Origin of the sequence: Marinomonas sp. FW-1, assembly GCF_005222245.1 — a bacterium.
In the GTDB taxonomy this organism is placed as follows: Bacteria; Pseudomonadota; Gammaproteobacteria; order Pseudomonadales; family Marinomonadaceae; genus Marinomonas; species Marinomonas alcarazii.
On sequence record NZ_CP025987.1, the window covers coordinates 2453736 to 2474954 of the forward strand.

Annotated in this window: 19 protein-coding genes; 10 read left to right on the forward strand and 9 right to left on the reverse strand. The window is 43.8% G+C overall.

The genetic code is table 11. From position 1 onward, the window contains the following. Positions 1 to 49 precede the first annotated feature (49 nt). From C1X04_RS11465 to C1X04_RS11475, 3 genes are all read left to right on the forward strand, one after another. The gene (locus C1X04_RS11465) at positions 50 to 1279 is read left to right on the forward strand and encodes a glycosyl transferase (RefSeq protein WP_110573411.1); all 1230 of its coding nucleotides are present in this window, start codon (positions 50 to 52) and stop codon (positions 1277 to 1279) included. Positions 1280 to 1397: 118 nt separating this feature from the next. Beyond that, positions 1398 to 3155, forward strand: a complete 1758-nt coding sequence (locus C1X04_RS11470; RefSeq protein WP_137169992.1) for an alpha-amylase family glycosyl hydrolase — start codon at positions 1398 to 1400, stop codon at positions 3153 to 3155. Positions 3156 to 3296: 141 nt separating this feature from the next. Continuing rightward, on the forward strand, positions 3297 to 4163 hold the full coding sequence (locus C1X04_RS11475; RefSeq protein ID WP_137169993.1) for an ABC transporter substrate-binding protein: 867 nt from the start codon (positions 3297 to 3299) through the stop codon (positions 4161 to 4163). A gap of 91 nt (positions 4164 to 4254) precedes the next feature. On the opposite strand, the gene C1X04_RS11480 is transcribed toward C1X04_RS11475, so the two are convergent. Both C1X04_RS11480 and C1X04_RS11485 read right to left on the reverse strand, forming a co-directional pair. After that, positions 4255 to 4584 (reverse strand): multidrug efflux SMR transporter, encoded by a 330-nt coding sequence (locus C1X04_RS11480; protein ID WP_137169994.1) that lies wholly within the window; start codon positions 4582 to 4584, stop codon positions 4255 to 4257. A 36-nt stretch (positions 4585 to 4620) separates the two neighbouring features. Further along, complete coding sequence (locus C1X04_RS11485) at positions 4621 to 6507, reverse strand: ABC transporter ATP-binding protein (RefSeq protein ID WP_137169995.1); 1887 nt, start codon at positions 6505 to 6507, stop codon at positions 4621 to 4623. Positions 6508 to 6806: 299 nt separating this feature from the next. Here C1X04_RS11485 and C1X04_RS11490 point away from each other — a divergent pair, with 299 nt between their 5' ends. The 4 genes from C1X04_RS11490 to C1X04_RS18485 all read left to right on the forward strand — a co-directional run bounded on the left by C1X04_RS11490 (position 6807) and on the right by C1X04_RS18485 (position 9770). Continuing rightward, positions 6807 to 8006 (forward strand): Bcr/CflA family multidrug efflux MFS transporter, encoded by a 1200-nt coding sequence (locus tag C1X04_RS11490; RefSeq protein WP_137169996.1) that lies wholly within the window; start codon positions 6807 to 6809, stop codon positions 8004 to 8006. A 55-nt stretch (positions 8007 to 8061) separates the two neighbouring features. Continuing rightward, on the forward strand, positions 8062 to 8412 hold the full coding sequence (locus C1X04_RS11495; RefSeq protein ID WP_110573423.1) for a HopJ type III effector protein: 351 nt from the start codon (positions 8062 to 8064) through the stop codon (positions 8410 to 8412). A gap of 140 nt (positions 8413 to 8552) precedes the next feature. Continuing rightward, positions 8553 to 9374: an HAD-IIB family hydrolase gene (locus C1X04_RS11500; protein WP_137169997.1), complete on the forward strand. Its 822-nt coding sequence runs from the start codon at positions 8553 to 8555 to the stop codon at positions 9372 to 9374. A gap of 234 nt (positions 9375 to 9608) precedes the next feature. Further along, the gene (locus tag C1X04_RS18485) at positions 9609 to 9770 is read left to right on the forward strand and encodes a hypothetical protein (RefSeq protein WP_175404934.1); all 162 of its coding nucleotides are present in this window, start codon (positions 9609 to 9611) and stop codon (positions 9768 to 9770) included. A 61-nt stretch (positions 9771 to 9831) separates the two neighbouring features. Here the strand turns inward: C1X04_RS18485 and C1X04_RS11505 are convergent, their stop codons facing one another. Next, positions 9832 to 11334, reverse strand: coding sequence for a TyrR/PhhR family helix-turn-helix DNA-binding protein (locus tag C1X04_RS11505; protein ID WP_110573427.1), 1503 nt, complete (start codon positions 11332 to 11334; stop codon positions 9832 to 9834). Beyond that, positions 11331 to 12557: an ROK family transcriptional regulator gene (locus C1X04_RS11510; RefSeq protein ID WP_137169998.1), complete on the reverse strand. Its 1227-nt coding sequence runs from the start codon at positions 12555 to 12557 to the stop codon at positions 11331 to 11333. The genes C1X04_RS11505 and C1X04_RS11510 overlap by 4 nt, the downstream gene beginning before the upstream one ends. Positions 12558 to 12743: 186 nt before the next feature. Here C1X04_RS11510 and C1X04_RS11515 point away from each other — a divergent pair, with 186 nt between their 5' ends. Together C1X04_RS11515 and C1X04_RS11520 are read left to right on the forward strand one after the other, a co-directional pair. Continuing rightward, positions 12744 to 13934 (forward strand): AGE family epimerase/isomerase, encoded by a 1191-nt coding sequence (locus C1X04_RS11515; protein WP_137169999.1) that lies wholly within the window; start codon positions 12744 to 12746, stop codon positions 13932 to 13934. A gap of 102 nt (positions 13935 to 14036) precedes the next feature. Further along, complete coding sequence (locus C1X04_RS11520) at positions 14037 to 14990, forward strand: LysR family transcriptional regulator (protein ID WP_137170000.1); 954 nt, start codon at positions 14037 to 14039, stop codon at positions 14988 to 14990. 98 nt (positions 14991 to 15088) lie between these two features. Here the strand turns inward: C1X04_RS11520 and can are convergent, their stop codons facing one another. The 5 genes from can to C1X04_RS11545 all read right to left on the reverse strand — a co-directional run bounded on the left by can (position 15089) and on the right by C1X04_RS11545 (position 19972). After that, positions 15089 to 15721 carry a carbonate dehydratase gene (gene can, locus C1X04_RS11525; RefSeq protein ID WP_110573436.1) on the reverse strand — a complete coding sequence of 211 codons (633 nt, stop codon included), beginning with the start codon at positions 15719 to 15721 and terminating at the stop codon, positions 15089 to 15091. Then, the gene (locus tag C1X04_RS11530) at positions 15714 to 16571 is read right to left on the reverse strand and encodes a putative RNA methyltransferase (protein ID WP_137170001.1); all 858 of its coding nucleotides are present in this window, start codon (positions 16569 to 16571) and stop codon (positions 15714 to 15716) included. The genes can and C1X04_RS11530 overlap by 8 nt, the downstream gene beginning before the upstream one ends. Positions 16572 to 16690: 119 nt before the next feature. Next, on the reverse strand, positions 16691 to 18718 hold the full coding sequence (locus tag C1X04_RS11535) for a bifunctional diguanylate cyclase/phosphodiesterase (RefSeq protein WP_137170002.1): 2028 nt from the start codon (positions 18716 to 18718) through the stop codon (positions 16691 to 16693). Positions 18719 to 18767: 49 nt separating this feature from the next. Further along, positions 18768 to 19634, reverse strand: a complete 867-nt coding sequence (locus tag C1X04_RS11540) for a DUF1853 family protein (protein ID WP_137170003.1) — start codon at positions 19632 to 19634, stop codon at positions 18768 to 18770. Then, positions 19631 to 19972, reverse strand: a complete 342-nt coding sequence (locus C1X04_RS11545; RefSeq protein WP_137170004.1) for a YqcC family protein — start codon at positions 19970 to 19972, stop codon at positions 19631 to 19633. Before C1X04_RS11545 ends, C1X04_RS11540 begins: the two co-directional genes overlap by 4 nt. A gap of 100 nt (positions 19973 to 20072) precedes the next feature. Between C1X04_RS11545 and C1X04_RS11550 the strand changes: the two genes are divergently transcribed. Beyond that, complete coding sequence (locus C1X04_RS11550; protein ID WP_137170005.1) at positions 20073 to 21158, forward strand: DUF3549 family protein; 1086 nt, start codon at positions 20073 to 20075, stop codon at positions 21156 to 21158. Positions 21159 to 21219: the final 61 nt, after the last annotated feature.

The following is a 21219-nucleotide window of genomic DNA, read 5'->3' on the forward strand; positions in this document are numbered from 1 at the left end:
CGAAAAGAACAATAAAACAAACCATTATTACGACTTTAGGAGAATTATTATGGGCGACTTTCATCAGAACGGTATCATCACCACGCTTCACAATCTGGCACACCGCCCGTTAGAAGAAATGGAAAAAGAACTGTGTGAGTTTGCGAAAACACGCCCAATGTCTCTTATCCTTCCTTGTCTGTATTCCGAGCTGGAAACAGACGCCATGCCGAATATCTTGAAACACTTGCAGCAAGTTCCCTACTTGTCTGAAATTATCATTGGCTTGGACAGAGCCACAGAAGAGCAATATCGTCACGCCTTAGAATTCTTCAGCGTGTTACCGCAAAATGTAAAAGTGCTGTGGAATGACGGCCCTCGCCTTAGAGAAATTGATAGCGTCTTAAAAGGCGAACACCTTTCTCCATCGGACCCAGGTAAAGGCCGTAATGTTTGGTTCTGTATGGGCTATAACTTGGCGGCAGGCAAAGCCGAATCGATTGCCATGCACGACTGTGATATCGTCACTTATGACCGTGAATTATTGGCGCGCCTTATTTACCCTGTGGCGAACCCGAATTTTAACTACGAATTCTGTAAGGGCTTTTATGCCCGTGCAGCCAATGGCAAGATGAACGGACGTGTCAGTCGCTTGTTGGTCACTCCATTGCTTTGCTCACTCAAAAAAGTATTCGGTCATTTAGACTATTTAGATTATCTAGACAGCTACCGTTACCCGCTGGCTGGTGAATTTTCGTTCCGCCGCGACGTTATGACGGATTTGCGCATTCCAAGTGATTGGGGCTTAGAAATCGGTGTGCTAAGTGAAATGTATCGTAATTACTCGACCAACCGTTTGTGTCAGGTAGACATTGCCGACATTTACGATCACAAACACCAAGATTTGTCTGCCGATAACGACGATGGCGGTTTATCTAAAATGTCGATCGACATTACCAAGGCAATTTTTCGCAAGTTAGCGACAAACGGTACTATCTTTAATCAAGAAACATTTCGAACGATTAAAGCAACTTACTACCGCGTGGCATTGGACTTCATTGAAACCTATAAAAACGACGCCGAAATTAATGGCCTAAAATTAGACGTGCATTCAGAAGAACAAGCCGTCGAACTGTTCGCTAGTAACATTATGAAAGCGGGTAACCACTATTTAGACAACCCAATGGAGACGCCTTTCATCCCTAGCTGGAACCGCGTTTTAAGTGCTTTTCCTGGGGTGATGTCACAGCTTGCTCAAGCTGTTGAGTTAGATATGGCGGAATATGGTCCAAAAAAATAGAGCCTCTGAACATAGAATGTTCAGCCAATAATAAGATCATCAAGGTGGCGCTGCTTGTGCAAAGGACGTCACACTATGTTGCTTTTCAACCACTTACAAAAAAGATTGGTAGGTAAATATGGAAAACGCACCTTTGTCGCAGCTAGAGCAGCGACTCATAGCGCATTTACAGGTAATTTATCCAAACTTAGATACCAAAGACCTCGCTGACAAATGCTTAGCGATGTTTCATCTAGACCCAATGACTGAATCCCCTCGCCCACACAGGAACTTGTGGGATCAGTCGGATATTATGCTAATTACCTACGCTGATACCTTGCGACAAAAGGATGAAGCGCCATTAGAAACCTTGCATAAGTTTGTCAAAAACAAACTTGCTGACTGCATTTCTGCGGTGCATTTGCTGCCATTTTTTCCTTACAGCTCTGATGATGGGTTCAGTGTCATGGATTACACCACAGTGAATCCATCCTGTGGTCGCTGGGAGCATATCGTCAATCTATCGAAAGACTTCAAAGTCATGGGCGATCTGGTCATTAACCATTGCTCAAGCCGAAGTCTGTGGTTTGAAAACTTTAAAGCAGGTGTTCATCCAGGGGCTAATTTCTTCTACGAAGCCGACCCAAATGCCGACTTAAGCGCGGTTGTTCGCCCTAGAACGTCACCGTTGCTACGAGAAGTGCAAACTCAAAATGGTGAAAAGCATGTATGGTGTACTTTTAGCCACGATCAAATCGACCTGAATTTCGAAAGGCCTGAAGTCTTACTGGAATTCTTACGCATCATTCATTTGTATCTTAAAAAAGGCATTCGCTGGTTTCGCTTAGACGCCGTCGCGTTTCTTTGGAAAGTGCCAGGCACAAGCTGTATCAACCTACCGCAGACTCACGAAATTATCCGTTTACTGCGACTAATGATTGAGCATTATGCGCCAGATTCCGTCATCATTACCGAAACCAACATTCCTAATCAGGAAAATTTAACCTACTTTGGTAACGCCAACGAAGCCCATTTGATTTACAACTTCTCTTTACCACCCTTGCTCATTAACAGTTTGGTGACAGGAAATTGCAGCCACTTAAAACAATGGCTAATGAGCATGCCACCGGCTCAGCAAGGTACAACGTATCTCAACTTCCTTGCCTCCCACGATGGAATCGGCCTACGTCCGACCGAAGGACTTCTATCGGAATGGGAACTGGAAACCTTGATCAACACCATGAAGCGCTTTGGTGGAAAAATTAGCTCACGCACCACACCACAAGGCGAGGCGAAGCCGTATGAAATCAACATCAGCCTTTGGAACGCCTTTTCAGGATCGGCGCTGCATGGGCCAGATAAATGGCAGTTCGCTCGTTTCCTTTGCGCGGCTGGCGTCATGATGGCTTTGGAAGGCGTGCCTGCTTTTTATATTCACAGCCTGTTTGGCACAGAGAACGATTTGGAGCGCGTGAACAATACAGGGCATTTCCGCTCTATCAATCGCCACATTTGGGATATGGAGGATTTGAACCATGTTCTTAACACCCCAACCCATCACCAAAAAGTCTTTCAGAGCATCACCAAGTTGACTCAAATTCGTCGCGCTCAGCCAGCATTTCACCCTAATGCTACTCAGTATATTTTGCACATGGGCGAAAACCTGTTTGCTTTTTGGCGTCAAAGCTTAGACAGAAGACAAAGCTTGTTTGCTGTCTATAACATGACGGATCAACCGCAGCATTTCAATTTGTCTGAACTGAACTTGATTGCCACAGACACTTGGACAGATCTTATGTCTGAGCAAGTGTATGAGGATCATTTAGGCAAAGTCACTCTAATGCCGTATCAGTTTGTTTGGCTCGCGAACAAAAAAGGGAAAGTAAAAACCAGCTGATTACCTGTTTCATATTCAGCAACGTATCGTATCTCGTTTTAGTAACAACACTTACCTATAAAAGTGAGACAATGATAACCATTATCAAATGACGATAATGGTTATTTTTATTTCAAGACTCATAAATAGGTAATTGTGAAGATGACAAAGTTAAAACAAATATTAGCCATAGGGACATTGGTTGCATTTAGTCAGCTATCAACCGCTGAAACGAGATTACCAACCGCCGCTGTTTTTGATCTTGGTAGCTTAGACACCATGGCAGAGCTAGGTCTTGAAAGCCAAGTTACAGGCGTTCCTCAACAAATGATTCCTGAGTATTTACAACAGTTTAACAGCGCAAGCTATAGCGACATTGGTGGCTTAAAATCGCCAGACTTAACTGCACTAAGCACATTAAACCCAGACCTTATCATTATTACTGGACGCCAAGCTGGCAAGAAAGACGAGCTGACTAAAATTAGCGCGGTAAAACAAGTCAACATGTCAGGAGATAACTATTGGCATGCTCTTAGTGACAACGTCAATTCGATTGCCACATTATTTCATGTTCAAGACAGAGCAGATAAAGCCCTTGCGGATTTGAAAGGCTACATAGAATCCACCAAGAAAACCCTAAATAAAGACGCAACAGTTCTGGTTGTTACTCATAACAGCGGTTCTTTAGGGCTACGAGAAGATGTCATTAGCAGCCAACTGCTTGGTCTGAAGGCTGCCAGCATTCCTAGCCATGTCAAATCCCATAAACGCGGTACTCGCACTTTTACACCGCTAACGATTAGCGACATAGCTGAAACAAACCCAACCGTTTTGTTTGTCGTTGACCGCAGCATGGCAATTGGCAACACAGACGAAGCACTCGACGTAAATACATTAAAAGCAGACCTGGCTGAGCAAGGCGCAGGCTCGATTAAGGTGACGTATTTATCGCCAAAGCTTTGGTACTTATCCGGTAACGGTTTGCAAAGTGTGCGTATGCAAATAAAAGAAATCGCTGAAGGTCTTTAAGAGCAAAGCAAATAAGCCACTCCTAATGCTAAAAATCCCTCGCTGATATCATCAACGAGGGATTTTTTGTATTTTAGTAGTGCGCTTTTTCTCAGTGGCTTATTGTTTTAGAAAAAACATTAATTACCACCACACCGGCGATAATCAGAGACATGCCAATGCAGGCCGCTAGATCCAGTTTTTCGTTAGCAAACAGATAACCAAATACCGAAATCAATACGATTCCTAATCCCGACCAAATGGCGTAAGTCACTCCGGTCGGCATAGATCGCATAACAATGGTGAGCAAGTAAAAAGACACACCATAACCAATTACCAATACAACACTAGGAACCAACTTGGTGAAAGACTCTGACGATTTTAACGCTGTCGTTGCAATCACTTCAGCAAGTATGGCCAAGAACAGAATAAAATACGTCATGAGTTTTTGCCTTCACTAGACACTCAACAGTGCCTATTAGTTAGTGGATTCTTCTAGGTTAATGTCTTCAACTTCGATCTCTTCAAGATCAATGTCTTCCGCCAAAAAACCACCTGTCTGATGCGCCCAAAGCGAAGCATAAATGCCTTTATGTTGGATCAACTCATCATGGCTACCCTGTTCTACAATGTGGCCTTTATCCAACACGATCAATCGATCCATCGCGGCAATGGTAGATAAACGGTGAGCAATCGCGATCACTGTTTTGCCTTGCATCAGTTTGTATAAGCTTTCTTGAATGGCTGCTTCTACTTCAGAATCCAGTGCAGAAGTTGCTTCGTCTAAAATCAGCAAAGGCGCATCTTTCAACAAGACTCGAGCAATCGCTATACGCTGACGCTGACCACCAGAAAGCTTAATACCACGCTCTCCCACCATGGCGTCGTAACCAACGTTGCCATATGGGTCGGTTAAATTTTGGATGAAGTCATGAGCTTCTGCTTGTTTCGCAGCCGCGATCATTTCTTCTTCCGTGGCATCAGGACGACCGTACAGTAAGTTCTCACGTACAGTTCGATGTAACAAAGACGTATCTTGCGTCACCATGCCGATCTGAGCACGTAACGAGTCTTGCGTCACATCACTGATATTTTGCCCATCAATACGAATTTGACCTGACTCAACATCATGAAAGCGCATCAACAAATTCACTATAGTGGATTTACCTGCACCGGAACGCCCTACTAACCCCACTTTTTCACCCGCATTAATCGATAGCACGAGATTTTCAATCACTTTGCTATCTTGCTTGCCATAGTGAAAATTGATGGCATCGTAATCAATAGCGCCGTGTGGAACAGAAAGCACTGGCGCATTTGGTTTATCCGTCACTTCCACAGGACGAGAAAGGGTTTTCATTCCATCGTTAACCATGCCGATGTTTTCGAATAACGCACTAATTTCCCACATAATCCACTGGGACATGCCGTTTAATCTCAGCGCCAAACTCACGGCGATCGCAATCGCGCCAACACTGATGATGCTGCCCGTCCAAAGCCAAATAGACAAAGCCGCCACCGAAAAAGCGAGAACGTAGTTACAAGTTTGAACGCCCACATTCAACATAGTAACAAGGCGCATTTGCTTATAAACAGTCTGCAAAAAACCATCCATTCCTTCCTTAGCATAGTCCGCTTCACGCAGGTGATGAGAAAACAGTTTCACCGTAGAAATATTGCTATAGCTGTCTACAACACGGCCTGTCATGGTTGAACGTGCATCGGCCTGTTCTGAAGAGATTTTCTTTAACTTAGGCACAAAATACAGTTGCAACAACACATAACAAACCAACCAACACAACATTGGGATCATCAAACGGTAATCAGCCTTAGCAATCAAAACCACCATAGAAATGAAATACACTGCGATGTAAACCAACACATCCAGCAGTTTCATAACCGTTTCACGAACCGCTAATGAGGTTTGCATTACCTTAGTGGAAACCCGCCCAGCAAACTCGTCCTGAAAAAACGACATGCTTTGACGCAAAATATAGTGATGTGACAACCAACGAATTCGCATCGGATAATTACCCAATAACGTCTGGTGAATAATCGCCGAGTGCAAAAAAGTCACCAAAGGCATTGCGACTAGAATCATCAATGACATTAACAATAGGTGTGTGCCTTCTTCCTCAAAGAAGGTCGCTGGGTCTTTGTTGATCAACCAATCAACCAATTGCCCCATAAAACTAAATAGCGTCACTTCGAGTATGGCAATAGCGGCCGTAAGCAATGACATCAAAATCAGAGGCAGCTCGACCCCTTTAGAGAAATGGCGACAAAATGCATAAAGTGTTTTCGGTGCCTGTCCGGCTTCAATATCAGGATATGCTGACACCCATTTTTCAAAAAAACGTAACATGTTATTCCTTATAAAACCGTTAAATCTGACACTATTAAAAAAATAAAACGCCACAAAAGTAGAGCCAAACTAGGCAAGAAGCATTTTTATGATAAGGGGGGACGAAATTGAACCATGATATATAATTGAAGGCCAGAAAAGATCAAAGGTTACAATTTGCTATCTTTGAGCTTTACTTAGTGTTTGCACAATTACATTCTCTTACTCATCGTAAAACTATTATAATTGGTTTCCACCTATTTAGGTGGTATTAATTCTGCCAGATGAACTCAGGCTAACCTATTTAGATAAGTCATTATATGAAGCTAACTTTTCCTATTGTTTTGGTGCTTGGCCTTTTGTCAGGCTTAACCCCATTAGCGATTGACGCATACCTTCCTAGTATCCCAACGATTTCCAAAACGCTAAATACAGACATTAGCCTTATCCAAATGACGCTCAGCATGTATTTAGTGGTGTTTGCCTTTTTGCAAATCCTGTTTGGCCCTATTTCTGATGCCATTGGCCGCCGTAAAGTAATAGTCGGCGGATTAGGTGTTTTTGCCCTTGGTAGCTTTATCTGCGCCTTGGCCCAAAGTTACGAAATACTAATGATTGGACGCGCGATTCAAGCTCTCGGCGGTGCGGCCGTTGCCGTTTGTGTTCCTGCTCTGGTAAAAGACGGTATGTCCATCAACCAATTTGCTAAAGCCATGTCGATGATCATGCTCGTCATGGCTTTGGCCCCTTTGGCTGCGCCAATTCTTGGTGGCTTTATTTTAACCATACTGAGCTGGCATTATATTTTTGTGTTTTTAGGCATATTAGCGGCATTGGCTATATTCCTATTTTTGCGCACCATACCAGAAACTCTGCCAATAGAAAAAAGAACGCCGTTCTCTTTTATAAAGGCCATTAAAAACTACATAACTCTCTTAAAAAATCGCGCGGTGATGGGCTATGTCGTCGCTTCTGCTTTTTATTTTACCGGCATGATGAGTTTTATTACGGGCTCTTCATTTGTCTATATCGAAGTTTATGGTGTGGACCCTGCAAACTTTGGCTTTTTACTTGGTATTAATGTTATTTCTATGATGATCGCCTCCACAATCAATGGCCGTTACGTGGAAAAACTTGGCACAGAAGTTCTGTCAAAATACGCGATTTTCATCCCGCTTACAGCCTCTTGCTTGATGATTGTTTTGAGTTTTTTCAACCATCCTCCTATTTGGCTTATCGTCCTTTCAAGCATGCTTTTTGTTGGCCCAATGGGGATTTTAGGCAGCGGCTTTATGGCTGGTGCCCTTAAATATTCTGGTAACCATAATGGCAGTGTTACGGCGTTAGCAGGAACATCTCGCTTTGCCATGGGAGCATTAGGCGGCGTTGTCGTGAGTCTCCTTCACAATGGCACATTTGTTCCAATGCTTGGCACTATGGCTGCATGCGGTATTATTGCCTTTGTGACATTTAAAGCCACAGTGCGTTACGTAAAATCATTGGACAAAGAACAGGCTTAATATCGCCATTTATCTTTCAATTTATCATTCTTATAACTGACTATACGAGGCTCTCATGCTAAGCACAGCAACGCTCATCGAAAAAATCAAAAGCACTCCTGAACAAGTACAATTTAAAGAAGTGATTGATGTTATCGAGCGCGAATACGACTTCACGCCAGCTGCGTTTTCTAATGGCAAGCAGACCAATGGCATTAATGAAAACAATGGTTCTTGTAAGATTTTTTCTTTCGGATCCATTCACCAACTAACAGAAGTCGAAACCCTAAATTTATTTGGTGATTTTTATCGTGTCGATGTTTTAGAAAATCCAGAAGCCAGCGACCACCAGAACATTCGTCAATTCATGGAAAATGGCTGGGATGGCATTCGCTTTACAGCACAAGCGCTAGCACACAAAGCCTAGCCTGCAGGGCAACCATAGTTTCTGTGGTTGCCCTTTTTTTCCTCATGCTCTAAAAATCCTCTTTTAAACCCAGCCTAAATAGGTTGAACTCCTCTCTCATAAAATGCGATAGTGCTAGGCAATGAAAAGATGAGGTGATTATGGAATTAGTGGCATTTGACCTAGATGGAACCCTACTAAATAGACATCAAAGATTGTCTGATTACACACTCGAAACGCTAGAGCGTTTAAAGTCTGCGGGCATATTTTACACTGTCGCAACAGGCCGCACGCACTTTGCTGCCATGCCTTGCATCGAAGGTCATGACTTTCCAAACTGGCAGATTTTTAAAAATGGCGTTGAATGGTGGGACCCTAAAAAGAACACGTACCGTCATCGTAGCCTGTTATCACAAAGCCATATCTCTGAACTACTAAGCTCTTTTGAAGAAAACCAAATCACGCCTTTTGTTTTTTGCTTAGAAGAAGATGGCTCCCATAAAGTCTATCATTCACCATTAACTGGGCACCTAAGCGACCACATTGCGAATGAACTGGGCAATCATACAAACATGAGCCTCCATCCCATTAGTGAACTGTCTAATCGTTCAAAGATCACGAATATCAGTGCTATGGGACACCCTACGCGTATAGACAAAATTATCGAAGATTCCCAAAAGCACAGTCATTTAACCGCTTATTCTGGTGGTGGCATTTATAACCCAGAGGCTTTTTGGTTAGACATCCATCACAGTAATGTTTGTAAAGGTTCTGCGCTAATGGAACTTAAAGCTGAAATTGGTGCCGAAAAGCTTATCGTCTTTGGTGATGGCGATAATGATTTGACTATGTTCTCTCACTCAGATGAAGCGTTTGCAACTGAAAATGCATTGTCTCACGTGAAAGAAGCAGCGAGTGATGTTATTGGTCACCATGACGAAGACGGCGTCGCTAAGTATCTAAGAAAAAGATACGACTTGTAGTTTTTGAGCTAGTAAAGAATTCTTTCGCAGCATAATGGTTGATTTTGCAAAATCTAACGCCATTATTGGTTAGTAAGTGTTCATACTTACCATGCTACAAAGATTTTTAGAGCGATACGTTGCGTAAAGAGTGTATATTTCTACATTCTTTAACCAAAAAACAACATATTTGACTTTACCCAACGATCATTATGAACCATGATTGTTACAGAATAATTAGTTTGGAGAAGCACCATGTTTGAATTTTTGTTATTCATAGCTGCCTGTGCAGCAATTGCTTTCTTGGTAGCCAACGTTCAGAAATCTTTTTTTCAGCCAAAAGCAAAACTACAACCGATTAAGATTGAGCAAGAGAAGGTAAAGCGCCCTCATCCTCAACGTAAGCGTCCTTATTAATCACGTCTTTTCCAAATACGATTTTAGCTGGACACACCGCTTGGTGAGCCCAGCTAACTAATCATATTTTAATGTCATATTCCTTTAGCTTATTTGCAATCGCGCTGTGACTCATCCCTACGGCTTTCGCTAACCGCCTTGTACTTGGGTAACTTGGGTACAGTTGTTTTAGTAAATCAGCCTCCCATTGCTTTACGGTTTTTTCTAACGAGCCCTGCTGTAACACCATAGACACCGCCTTAGCATTATTGTCTTCAGGCAAATGAATATCGTCTGCTGTCCATTCCCTATTTTTCGCCGTCAGCAATGTCTGCAAACAGGTATTTTGCAGTTCTTTTAAATTGCCAGGCCAGTGATACAAAGCCAATTTGATCAAAGCAGGTTTAGACAAACTCGCCACCGGCAACCGATAGCGCTCGGCTTGAGTCGAGATAATTTGTTGAACCAAGCCTTCAAGATCCTCACGACGATCTCGCAGGGCAGGAACCGCCAAAACAAGCGTCGCCAAAGAGAAATACAAACCTGAATGCAGCGTTTTACCATCCGCTAACTGAGCTTGACTAAGTACTGATGTGCTGATGATGCGTAAATTCGAATCGAGACTGGTTCCCGTTCCTGGCTGTCGAGCCAACCAATGTGCTAGCTCAACCTGGATACCCTCGTCTAAATGCTCTATGTCCTCAATCACAAGCCAACCGGACATTTGATCCAGTGTCGCGATATCGGAGCCAGTAATATCGCGAGCGTTACGGACAATTAATTGTGCTTCTAATTCACCTTGTTGTTTATTCCAATATTGAAACAATGCGTCAATCAGATCACGCTTCCCTGTTCCCATTTCGCCTTGTACCAAGAGCGGCATAGACACATCAGCAAAGGCTTTTGCCTGCGCCAACGCTTTTCTCATTGGCTCACTTTTAATAACAGAAGGTTTAAAATACGCTTCGAAATGGGCCTCAGCGTCTGGCGCTCGTTTCAAGCTGGCCGTTTGACGATCCAATCGCGTTTTCGATTTTAGATAAATAACGGTTCCAGCAGGGTTAGTCACCCCATCGTCATCGCTGACAAAAATAGGTTTCATTTCTAGCAACAGCGTTTTGTTACGAATGCGGATGCGCTTAGTCATCCCTTCTCGTGGATTCGCCCAAATGTCCTTTGCGAGGTTCACGCCTTTTATAAAACGCTGTAGGGGTTGATGCAGTAAATCCGCGACAGAGACATTCAAATCCTCAGCCGCCAGCTCCGTTGCCATCGTAATGTAGCCTTTTAAATCCACCGATATGACACCGTCTGGCAAGGCTTCTAATAGCGTATAAATCGCATTATGCTCCCGCTCAGAAGGCGTAAACATAACGGTTTTCACATCTTCAACACTTTCTAAACGACGAATATCCGCCAAGAGTTGTTGCAGTTTTGGAAAAGGAATATCTGGAAATCCACAATAAATACAACGGCGCTTTGTATCTACCTCAACTAAGCGCATATCAATGCCATGAGGAATAAACAGGTCAAGTGCTTCTCGCACCATCCCAATTCGATCTTCGCACTGTATTTCTACTCTCATGGTCTCTCTCTAGTATTTCGCTGTTTGTCTTTAGAACTCAGTAACAGTAAGTTTTTTTGTGGCGCAAAGATTTCATAAAGCGGCAATACCGCCGCACCTAATACGCCAGCCGTTTGCCCAGTTTGCGCACAACGAATTGGAGGTATAGGCAAAGTACTTTGCTCAGCAACCTCTTTTTCAAGCTCACCAATCAACGATGTTAGTACTGTCGCGGGTAAACGTCCGCCAATTAAAATCGCTTCAGGGTCGTATAAAGCCACCACCGCAGCTAAAGCAGAAGCTACTTCGCCAGCCACTTCATTCGACCAGCGCGCCACCGCCTTGATATAAACATCGTCCAGCCATGTTTCATCAGACTGTGGCCAAGTGAGCTGATTTGACCATAAAAAGCGTCGTAGCGATGATAATGACAAAGCCTCTAAAATCCATTTTCCGTGTTTACCTGTCGCGGTTGGAATAAGCCCAAAACTGCCTGCTTTGCCATGGGAACCAAAATAACATTCGCCATTGGTGACCACGCTTCCGCCACACGCCGTACTGACAAACAAATAAAAGAAATCAAACGGCAATACGCCCGGCGCTAACAACAATTCACTGGTTGCAGCAGCAACCGCATCATTTTCACAAAAGCAAACCAGCCCTGTTGAGTCAGCCAGCCAGGTCTCAAATGCGTCCGAGCGCCAATAGGATAAAGCGTTTTTTAGGGAGTCTAAATTAGACAACTGATCCTGATCGGTAACCAAGGTTTCCAACCAAGAATCCATATAATCTGGACGCGTCAAACCAATGCCCTGCACTCGGCTCCAATCGTCTCCCAAGGTCACTTTCACTTCTTCAATCAAATCGCTCGCAATCTGCTTGGCCATGTCTTCCGTTGGAAAAGACACCGCGCGCTCAATCAATAGAACACACGCGCCACTAAAGTCCAACAAGGCCGCACTAATATGATCCCGGTCAACATTAATACCCAGACCATATGCTCCCTTTTTATTAATGCTTAATTTGATCGAAGGCTGGCCTCTTCGCCCTTTCACCTTACCCGCGACATGAAGCAACTGACGCTCTAATAAAGAAGACGTAATGACCGAAATCGTTTGCGCACTTAGCCCAGTTTGCTCTGCAATGCTCACTCTTGAAATATCAGGATGCTGTCGAACCAAACGAAGGATTATTCGCTCATTATAAATCCGACTTTGCTCTGAGGTGCTACCAGAAGATTTCATATAACCCTACTCTTATGCTTTGGCCTGTAAACTAATCGCTACCATTTAATAAATCTAATTGATTTAATAATATAACTCATTAAGATGAGAGAAACGTCTTTAAACGCTGTATTTTTGATCGATACTTCTTTTGCAAAACAATAAAGGGCCACTACGGTGAGCAAAGCCCAATACAAGGACCTCGTCATGAACTCTTTTCCAGACTTTCAATCTATTGATTTTTTAAACGACCATATTCAATCTACCATGGCGTTTTATCACCCAAACTGCATCGATAAAACAGGTGGTTTCTTTCAATTCTTCAAAGACAACGGCGACATTTATGACGCCGATACTCGCCACCTTGTTAGCAGCACTCGCTTCGTCTTCAACTACGCAAAAGCTTATCAAGCCACGAACAATACCGCGTATTTGGAAGCCGTTCAGCACGGTCTCGACTATTTAAGAAACCGTCATCGCCGTGAAAACGGCGGCTATGTTTGGTTACTGAGCAAAGAAGAAAATCTCGACGAAACCAATCATTGCTATGGTTTTGCCTTTGTCATGCTTGCTTATTCAACCGCCTATAAAGCAGGCGTAAAAGAAGCAAAAGCATGGATAAAAGAAACCTTTGATACCATGGAAACACATTTTTGGGACGCTGAATTTGGCTTGTACAAAGACGAAATATCCAGCGATTGGCAAACGGTTTCGCCTTATCGTGGTCAAAATGCCAATATGCACAGCTGCGAGGCGCTATTAGCAGCTTATGATGCCACACAAGAAACCCACTATCTCGAACGCGCGATTTTGCTGGCCCAAAACATTTGTGTTCGCCAAGCCGCTCTTGCTGGCGGTGAAATTTGGGAGCATTACACAACAGACTGGCAAGTCGATTGGGACTACAACAAAGACGACCCAAAACATTTATTCCGCCCTTGGGGATTTCAACCAGGCCACCAAACAGAATGGTCTAAATTACTGCTATTAATACACCAACGCTCGCCTCAAAACTGGCTAATCCCAACCGCACAGAAGCTATTCAATTCGGCATGGGAAAAGTCATGGGACAACACCAATGGCGGCTTATGCTATGGCTACGATCCTAAAGGAAATGTCTGCGATGGCGACAAGTATTTTTGGGTTCAGGCGGAATCTTTTGCTGCTGCGGCTATGCTCGCTATCTACACAAAAGAAGCCCATTACTGGGACAAATACCAACAACTCTGGCAATACAGCTGGTCACACATGATCGATCACAAATATGGCGCTTGGTTTCGCATCCTAACCCAAGACAATAAAGCCTATGATGACTGTAAAAGCCCTGCAGGCAAAACAGACTACCACACCATGGGCGCTTGTTATGAAGTGATAGAGCAGCTCAGCCAACAAGATTAACGCTCGGTAATGCCCCCACTAACTAAAGGGCGATCATTCTATTTATAGCCAAAATGGAGTATGATGCAGCCCCTACGTTAGTGGACGCGAGCCCCTTTCTTTATGCAGTTAGACAAAATAGACCTCAATTTACTTCGTTATTTAGACTCCTTGTTACGGGAGCAAAACGTCACCCATGCAGCCAATCAGCTTGGCATCACCCAACCCGCCATGAGTAACGGCTTACGACGTCTAAGAGATTTATTTCACGATCCATTACTGGTCAGAACCAGCGATGGCATGATGCCAACCGCACTCGCAATACAGCTGCAACCTCGTGTTCAAAGCATCCTTCAATCCGTTGATGAAGTGCTTCACCTTGGGCAAAGCTTCGAAGCCGAATCCAGTTCACGTGTTTTTCGTATCATGGCGAGCGATTACGCAGAGGCAACGCTCATTCCACCGCTAATGAAGAAGCTTCAAGAAGAAGCGCCTAATGTTATCCTTGACGTTATGAACCCAAGTGACGTGAGCTTTCACGATGTTGAGAAAGGCAAAGTAGACTTAGTGATCAATCGCTTTGACACGCTACCGCAATCTTTCCACCAGAAGTCCGTGTGGGTCGATCACTTCTCTTGTTTGGTGCCTGCTAATTCTGAAATTGCCAAAAACTTTTCATTAGAGACTTACCTCCAATCCCCCCATGTTTGGGTGAGTAAAACCGGATTTGGCGTTGGTGTCGGAATTCAACCAGAAGAAGTTCAAAAGTTGGGTTGGGTCGACGGCTCCTTGGCGGATCTAGGTTTTAAACGCAATATTCGTTTATTTACCCGCAACTACAACGTTGCCATGCGCGCTACGGAACAGCTAGGGCTAATCGCCACACTGCCATCCTTAGCGACTCGCCTAATGAAAGATAATGATAAGGTTGTGGTTCTTCCACCGCCATTTGAGATCCCGCCTGTCGAACTGAAAATGTTGTGGAGTCCATTACTTCAACATGATCCAGGCCATATCTGGATACGCTCAAGCATCGCAGGTTGTGCTAAAACCATCGCAGAAAACAACAACCTCTAATTGATTGATGCTCTTCACAAGCCAAAACCAAATATAAAAAAACGAGCCATTGGCTCGTTTTTTTATGCTTATATTCCACCTAAGTGCAGTGCAAAATATTACATGTTTAACATCTGCTGAGCGCACTCTTCCGCGCTAGACACGGTTCTTTTTAGATCGGTAATGTGCCCGTTATCAATACTATAACACCAGCCATGAACGTGAAGCTCTTGGCCCGTTCTCCAAGCGTTTTGAACAATACTGCTCTGGCAAACGTTCGCAACCTGCTCAACCACGTTCAATTCACACATGCGATCAAAGCGTGTATGCATGTCGCTAATAGCGTCCAGCTCATCCCTATGTAGGCGATACACGTCTTTAATATGGCGCAACCAGTTGTCTATCATGCCATGCTCTTCAGTGCCCATAGCCGCCTTAATGCCACCACAGCCATAGTGACCAACGACCATGATGTGTTTTACTTTTAGCACATCCACCGCAAACTGGATAACCGACAAACAATTCAAATCGGTATGCACAACCACGTTAGCAATATTACGGTGTACAAAAACTTCACCCGGTAAAAGGTCTACAATTTGGTTTGCTGGCACACGACTATCTGCACACCCAATCCAAAGATATTCAGGCTTTTGCTGTTTGGACAATGTGGAAAAGAACTCTGGATCTTCTTTGGTTACCTTGGCAGCCCACTCTCTATTTTTAGCAAAAAGATCCTCTAAATCATTAGACATGGCTCATTTCCTTAGCGTGTTTTTGATACCAGCGGAGTTTGATATCTGCCGTTAGCATAATGGATTCAAGTTGTTGAACAGCCTCTCGGCCTTCATATGACGCCTTATGAATATGCGGCGTCATACTTAACAAATTCTGTATTTTTTCTTGCGAATCTAGACTGAAAGCAAAGGTTTCTGCTTGCTCTAGCACAAGGTCAAAACCAGGCACACCAGCAGAAAAAGTCTGTTTGTATTCATGAATAGAAGGATAAAGTATTTTTCGCAATTCAATAAGATGCTCTGGGCCCGACTCCACCAGCAACATCAAGCCATTGTCAGTCAGTACACGTGAAAATTCTGTAAATACTGGAAAGCCAAATAAGCATAATACCAAATCAAAACGTTCATCCGGCATAGGCAAGCTGGCGTTACTACCGACGATCCAACTTGCTGCCTTATCGCGTTTACTCGCCGCGGTAATCGCCCACTTAGATATATCCAAGCCACAACGTTCCATTTGGATATTTTGCTTCGATAACGCCTGCCCGATTTCATCCAGATAGTAGCCTTCGCCACAACCTGCATCCAGAACACGCATCCCCGTTAACAAATGGCTTTTTGGCCAAGAATCAAGAATGGCCTGAACAATAGGAAAATAGTGCTTTTGATTCAGAAAAGATTGCCTGGACGCGACCATTTCCTTGCTGTCACCAGGGTCTTTTGATCGCTTATTTTGCACAGGAAGAAGGTTTACGTAGCCAGATTTGGCTAGGTCAAAAGAGTGTCCTTGTTCACACTTTAAACTGCGCTGATCGCGGCTTAATGGTGTGGAATCTATCGGACAAGAAAGGTTTTCAAGCGTCGACACAGTTTACTCATCGGTTAATAATTTCGCGTTCGGAAGGATACCCTATTTACCAACAGCCTGAACATCAAAAAACCTAAAGCCGCCATGATTTTTTATGTCATTCGCAAAAAGGCTACTGTTTATGCAAAAGCAACCACATTCTGACTGTTCACATAGCGCAAAAATTCTTCCCCACATAAAGGTTTGGAAAATAAATACCCTTGCACCTCTTGGCAGCCATAACCACTTAATAAATCAAACTGCGTTCGAGTTTCGACCCCTTCGGCAATGACTTTTAAATTCAAACTCTTCGCCATCGCTATGGTGGCTTTTACGATTGCATCGTTATCAGAATCTAGCCCCAAATCATTAATGAAAGATCTGTCTATTTTTAGGGTTTGAATTGGGAATTTTTTTAAATACGCCAAGGAAGAGTAGCCAGTACCAAAGTCATCAATGGACAAGGTTAAGCCCAACTTTCTAAAACCATGCAATTTATCAATCGATTGCTGAGCATCGGTCATCAACATACTTTCGGTTAACTCAAGCTCGAAATACTCAGGATCAACCCCAGTTTCTTGCATCACTCTTTCGACCATATCGACCAGATCGGCCTGCATAAACTGTCGACTCGATAAATTCACCGACAACTTAAGAGGAGCAACACCGGACTCACGCCATTCTTTTAACTGCCTACACGCCCGTCGAATAACCCACTCACCCAAAGGCAGAATCAAACCGCTTTCTTCCGCTAAAGGAATAAACTGATCGGGACTGATCATCCCAAGTTCTGGGTGCACCCAACGAATTAGCGCTTCAGCCCCAACCACCTCTTCGTCACACAAACGAACTTTAGGTTGGTAATGCAAAACAAACTGCTCTTCATCAATCGCTTTTCGTAAACCGCCACCCAAAGTCAGATGAGCATCTATGTTGTCAGCCATGTGACTTTCGTAAACAAAATACAAATTGTGACCGGTGGACTTCGCGCGATACATAGCGGCATCGGCATTTTTAAGCAAATTGTCGATATCATTCGCATGTTGAGGATAACTGGCGATACCAATACTAGCGGTGATCATCATTTCCATGTTGGCAACAAGATACGTATTGCTGGCGTTTTGCATAATGCTCTCAGCAATCTCTTCCAGCTCGTCGATGGCGTTGGTATTTTCCAGCACCACAACAAACTCATCGCCACCCAAGCGATACAAACAAGCACGGGGAGGAATACAGGTCTTAATTCGTTCAGCAACACGCTGGATAAGCTCATCACCAATGCGATGACCAAAGTTATCGTTGATTACTTTAAAGCTGTCTAAGTCTATATACAAAAGACCAAACTGACGCTCACGTTTGCGTGCATTAAGCAGCGCACTTTCCAGCTGTTGATAAAGCAGATTTCGGTTTGGTAGTAAGGTTAAATTGTCGTAGTTATGAAGGCGATATAACGCGACCTCGTGGTCTCTTTCTTCCTGAATATCGTGGGTTAATAAATAAACATTATTCGTTGAGTGATGGTAAGACACCTCCACTTTATACCAACGAACTCCTTGTTTACTGGTTAGTCGTATTTCCTGCGATAGACAATCTTGTCGCTTTATACGCCGCATAAAACTATTAGCGGCGCCTGTAACAGCAAATAAATCTCTTATGTGTTGAATATCACCAAACACATCAACAAAGCATTCGCTGGCCTCAATCAATTCCCCGTGAGGGTAAAAAGTAGCAAAAGATAAGGTTTTGAATTGAGTCAGCAATCCAGGGGAGTCTGGAACCTGCATAAGAGTAGAAGGCACAGTGGTAGCAATTGCAGAAGCAGGCAAACTAACAGTCGAAACACTTGGATGCGCCTCGGCCAATAAGCCTCTGCGCCCATTGCCTAATGAAATCACCGTTCCAGTAACACTGTAACGCGAGCCATCTTTGGATACATAGGGCCATTTGAAAGGCAATACAGCGCCTAATTCCAATGCCTCGATGTACAAAGAAAAACGTTTTTGTAGCGCTTCACCAATCAGGCGTTGGCCGGATTTAATGCCATCCAAAGAGTCAGCTAACAGCACCTCTGCAGCGTCATTGCACCAAGGAACATCCGATTTCTCGATATCTATAATCCAAGCAGCTAATGGCATTTTGGCATGCACAAGCATTGATAAATCAGTCATCAACTTTAAATACTACTATACGTTTTGATACTAGAGGCCTCACAAACTATCACCATGAATCTGGCACAACAAACAGATGCTTGCCTACGTCCCCCGATGCTGCATCAGCAGCTTGCCACAAAAACACGTGTCTTGGACGTGAATCCTGTAGGATCTCACCTACGAGATTGTAGGCAAATTGCGGAAAATTGAAAGAAATATTCTCATTTACAGCGGGAGAAGACAACCAATGAGGCTTTTGTAAGACGAAAAAATTTGAAAAATACGACTTTAATGACATAAAGTCAGACGCTCTAACCCAACCACCATAATTTGTCTGGGTCAGCCAACTCGATATATCGTAACCTTGATCCAACGCAGAATACAACCGACCAAAAATCAACAAATTAGCCTGAGGCGTGCGGCCTTGAGCAACCTCCGCAATGGTACTCTTGCCTTCTTCAGTCTGCAAAATTTGTAATTGATGATCCCTAGCTCTGGACACCTTCTTTAATAAACTGTCGTTTTTATTTGGCCCTATCCAATGATCTGGGTATAAATCTTGGCGCTCTAAATAAAACTTAATAGCAATCTCAAATTGATGAAGCTGTCCTTCGGGCGTTTCCACCAGCATGTCTACTTCACCCAAGGTCCTAACCTCAGAAACAATCTGAACATGCTCATAATGCACCGTCAAAACAGACAGGTGTCGAATCGCAAACGAAAACAAGGTTTCGAAATAACTACCAAGAAAATGCGACTTGCACGCTGTAACAGCATCGACCAAAGGTTGCGGTTGATCATCCAACGCTAATAATTGCGCCTCAACATCTGGCAACCAATATGGCTCAAGCTCAAAATCACGCTCAATATAATGCCCTTCAACCAGCCAAGCAATGTCTTTTACAAAGGGATGTTGAACGCGATCCGAAATCACAGAGCACCGCTTAAATGCTGATCAATACGGTTTAAACACGTCACCAGAGAGCGAACTTTCGCCTTAGGCTTATGTTGAAACGCTTCCTCCGCCATAGGCGAAATATGACAACGACTAGGTAACGTCTCCCCCAACGCCAACATCTTTTTAAAGCGCTCTATCATTACAAAACGCAACCACTGCTCGAATGTCATAGAATCAACACAGAAAGGTTCTGTACTGGCAATAGCCTCTGCCGAAGGCGCCTCACACTCCCAAACACCACAATCTTGCATTGCCACTTGCAAGTCCATCAATAAATCAGCCAACACATGATGGGCAGAAAAGGCTTTTTTCAACCTGATTTCTCCTTTGAAAAACGGTAAGATAGCGAATCTTTGTTTAAGCGATAACAGTACATGAAGTACTATTATCGGCCATATGAGCCCAAACTTTAGTATGAATAAAATCGAATCTCTTTCAGACCTCTTCGACATGGTTGGTTGCGATGTAAGCTACTACGACCTAGGTCGCAACATCACCAAAATCACACCGCAACAAGCGGTGCAATTCGACCGTAAACAGCAAGCCTACCCTTTCCCATTTCGCCAACATGCTTGGTTAGCCTGCTTATTAAACATGAAAAACCAACAAGGCAAAAAATCCAAAAAAGAAGACCTCGTTGAACAAGGTGTAATTTGGTTTATAAAATTACCACTCGACGAAGCTGGCTGCCTAAACTTGGGAACACGTGATCATTTTATCAAAAGCATTGTCGACAAAATACTGCACAAAGGTGAAGAAGCAGGCTTGTCAGAAGCCCTTGAAGACAGCCCTTACGCCTTCAAACCAGACCAAGAACGCATGGCGAGCTTTCACGCCATTCTTGGCAAAGACCTTCACACAGCGCCATCGCACTACTTCGATGACGTCGTAACATATTTATCGTCAGACCTAACAGAAAACGACGAAAACTGGCAAACGCTAGGACTGCAAGGCATTGCCGAACTCGCCGCTAGAGTAGACGAAGACAAATACCAAACCCTAATACAAAAAGCGATTCAACAAGCCGCCAAGCCCGTTGTTAGCGCCCTATGTCACGCACTAGAACACGAGACTCTATCTAGCCAATTGCAAGAAACGCTTATTGCGCAACTGCAAACCGAACAAGACGCTCTCATGCAGGCAAGCTACCTACGCGCCTTATCAAGAGCCGATTTAAACGACACGCTATTATTGCCGTTGTTTGGCCTACTTGGCAGTCTAACCGAATGCAAAGACGACGACCTTCACCCTATCGCCGCCCTTGCAGCAAAATGCCCACACTGGCTTGGTCAAAACCCACAGCTACTGCGCATCATCATGGAAAAACTGGCACACCGAGAAGACGGCTATATCGCCTTTAAACAAATCACGGCAGAACTAAGCCAACACCCAGAAACCAAACAACCACTTTGGACATTACTGCGCAGCGGACATGTCAGCCCGAAACTGGCCCAAGCCGTGAGTTACATATTCACGCAAACACCAAAATCAGTGCAGTGATTGGGAAGAGTTAACATTGCGATAACCAGAGTCTGGAGTGTTTGAAATGAACAACCCAGAC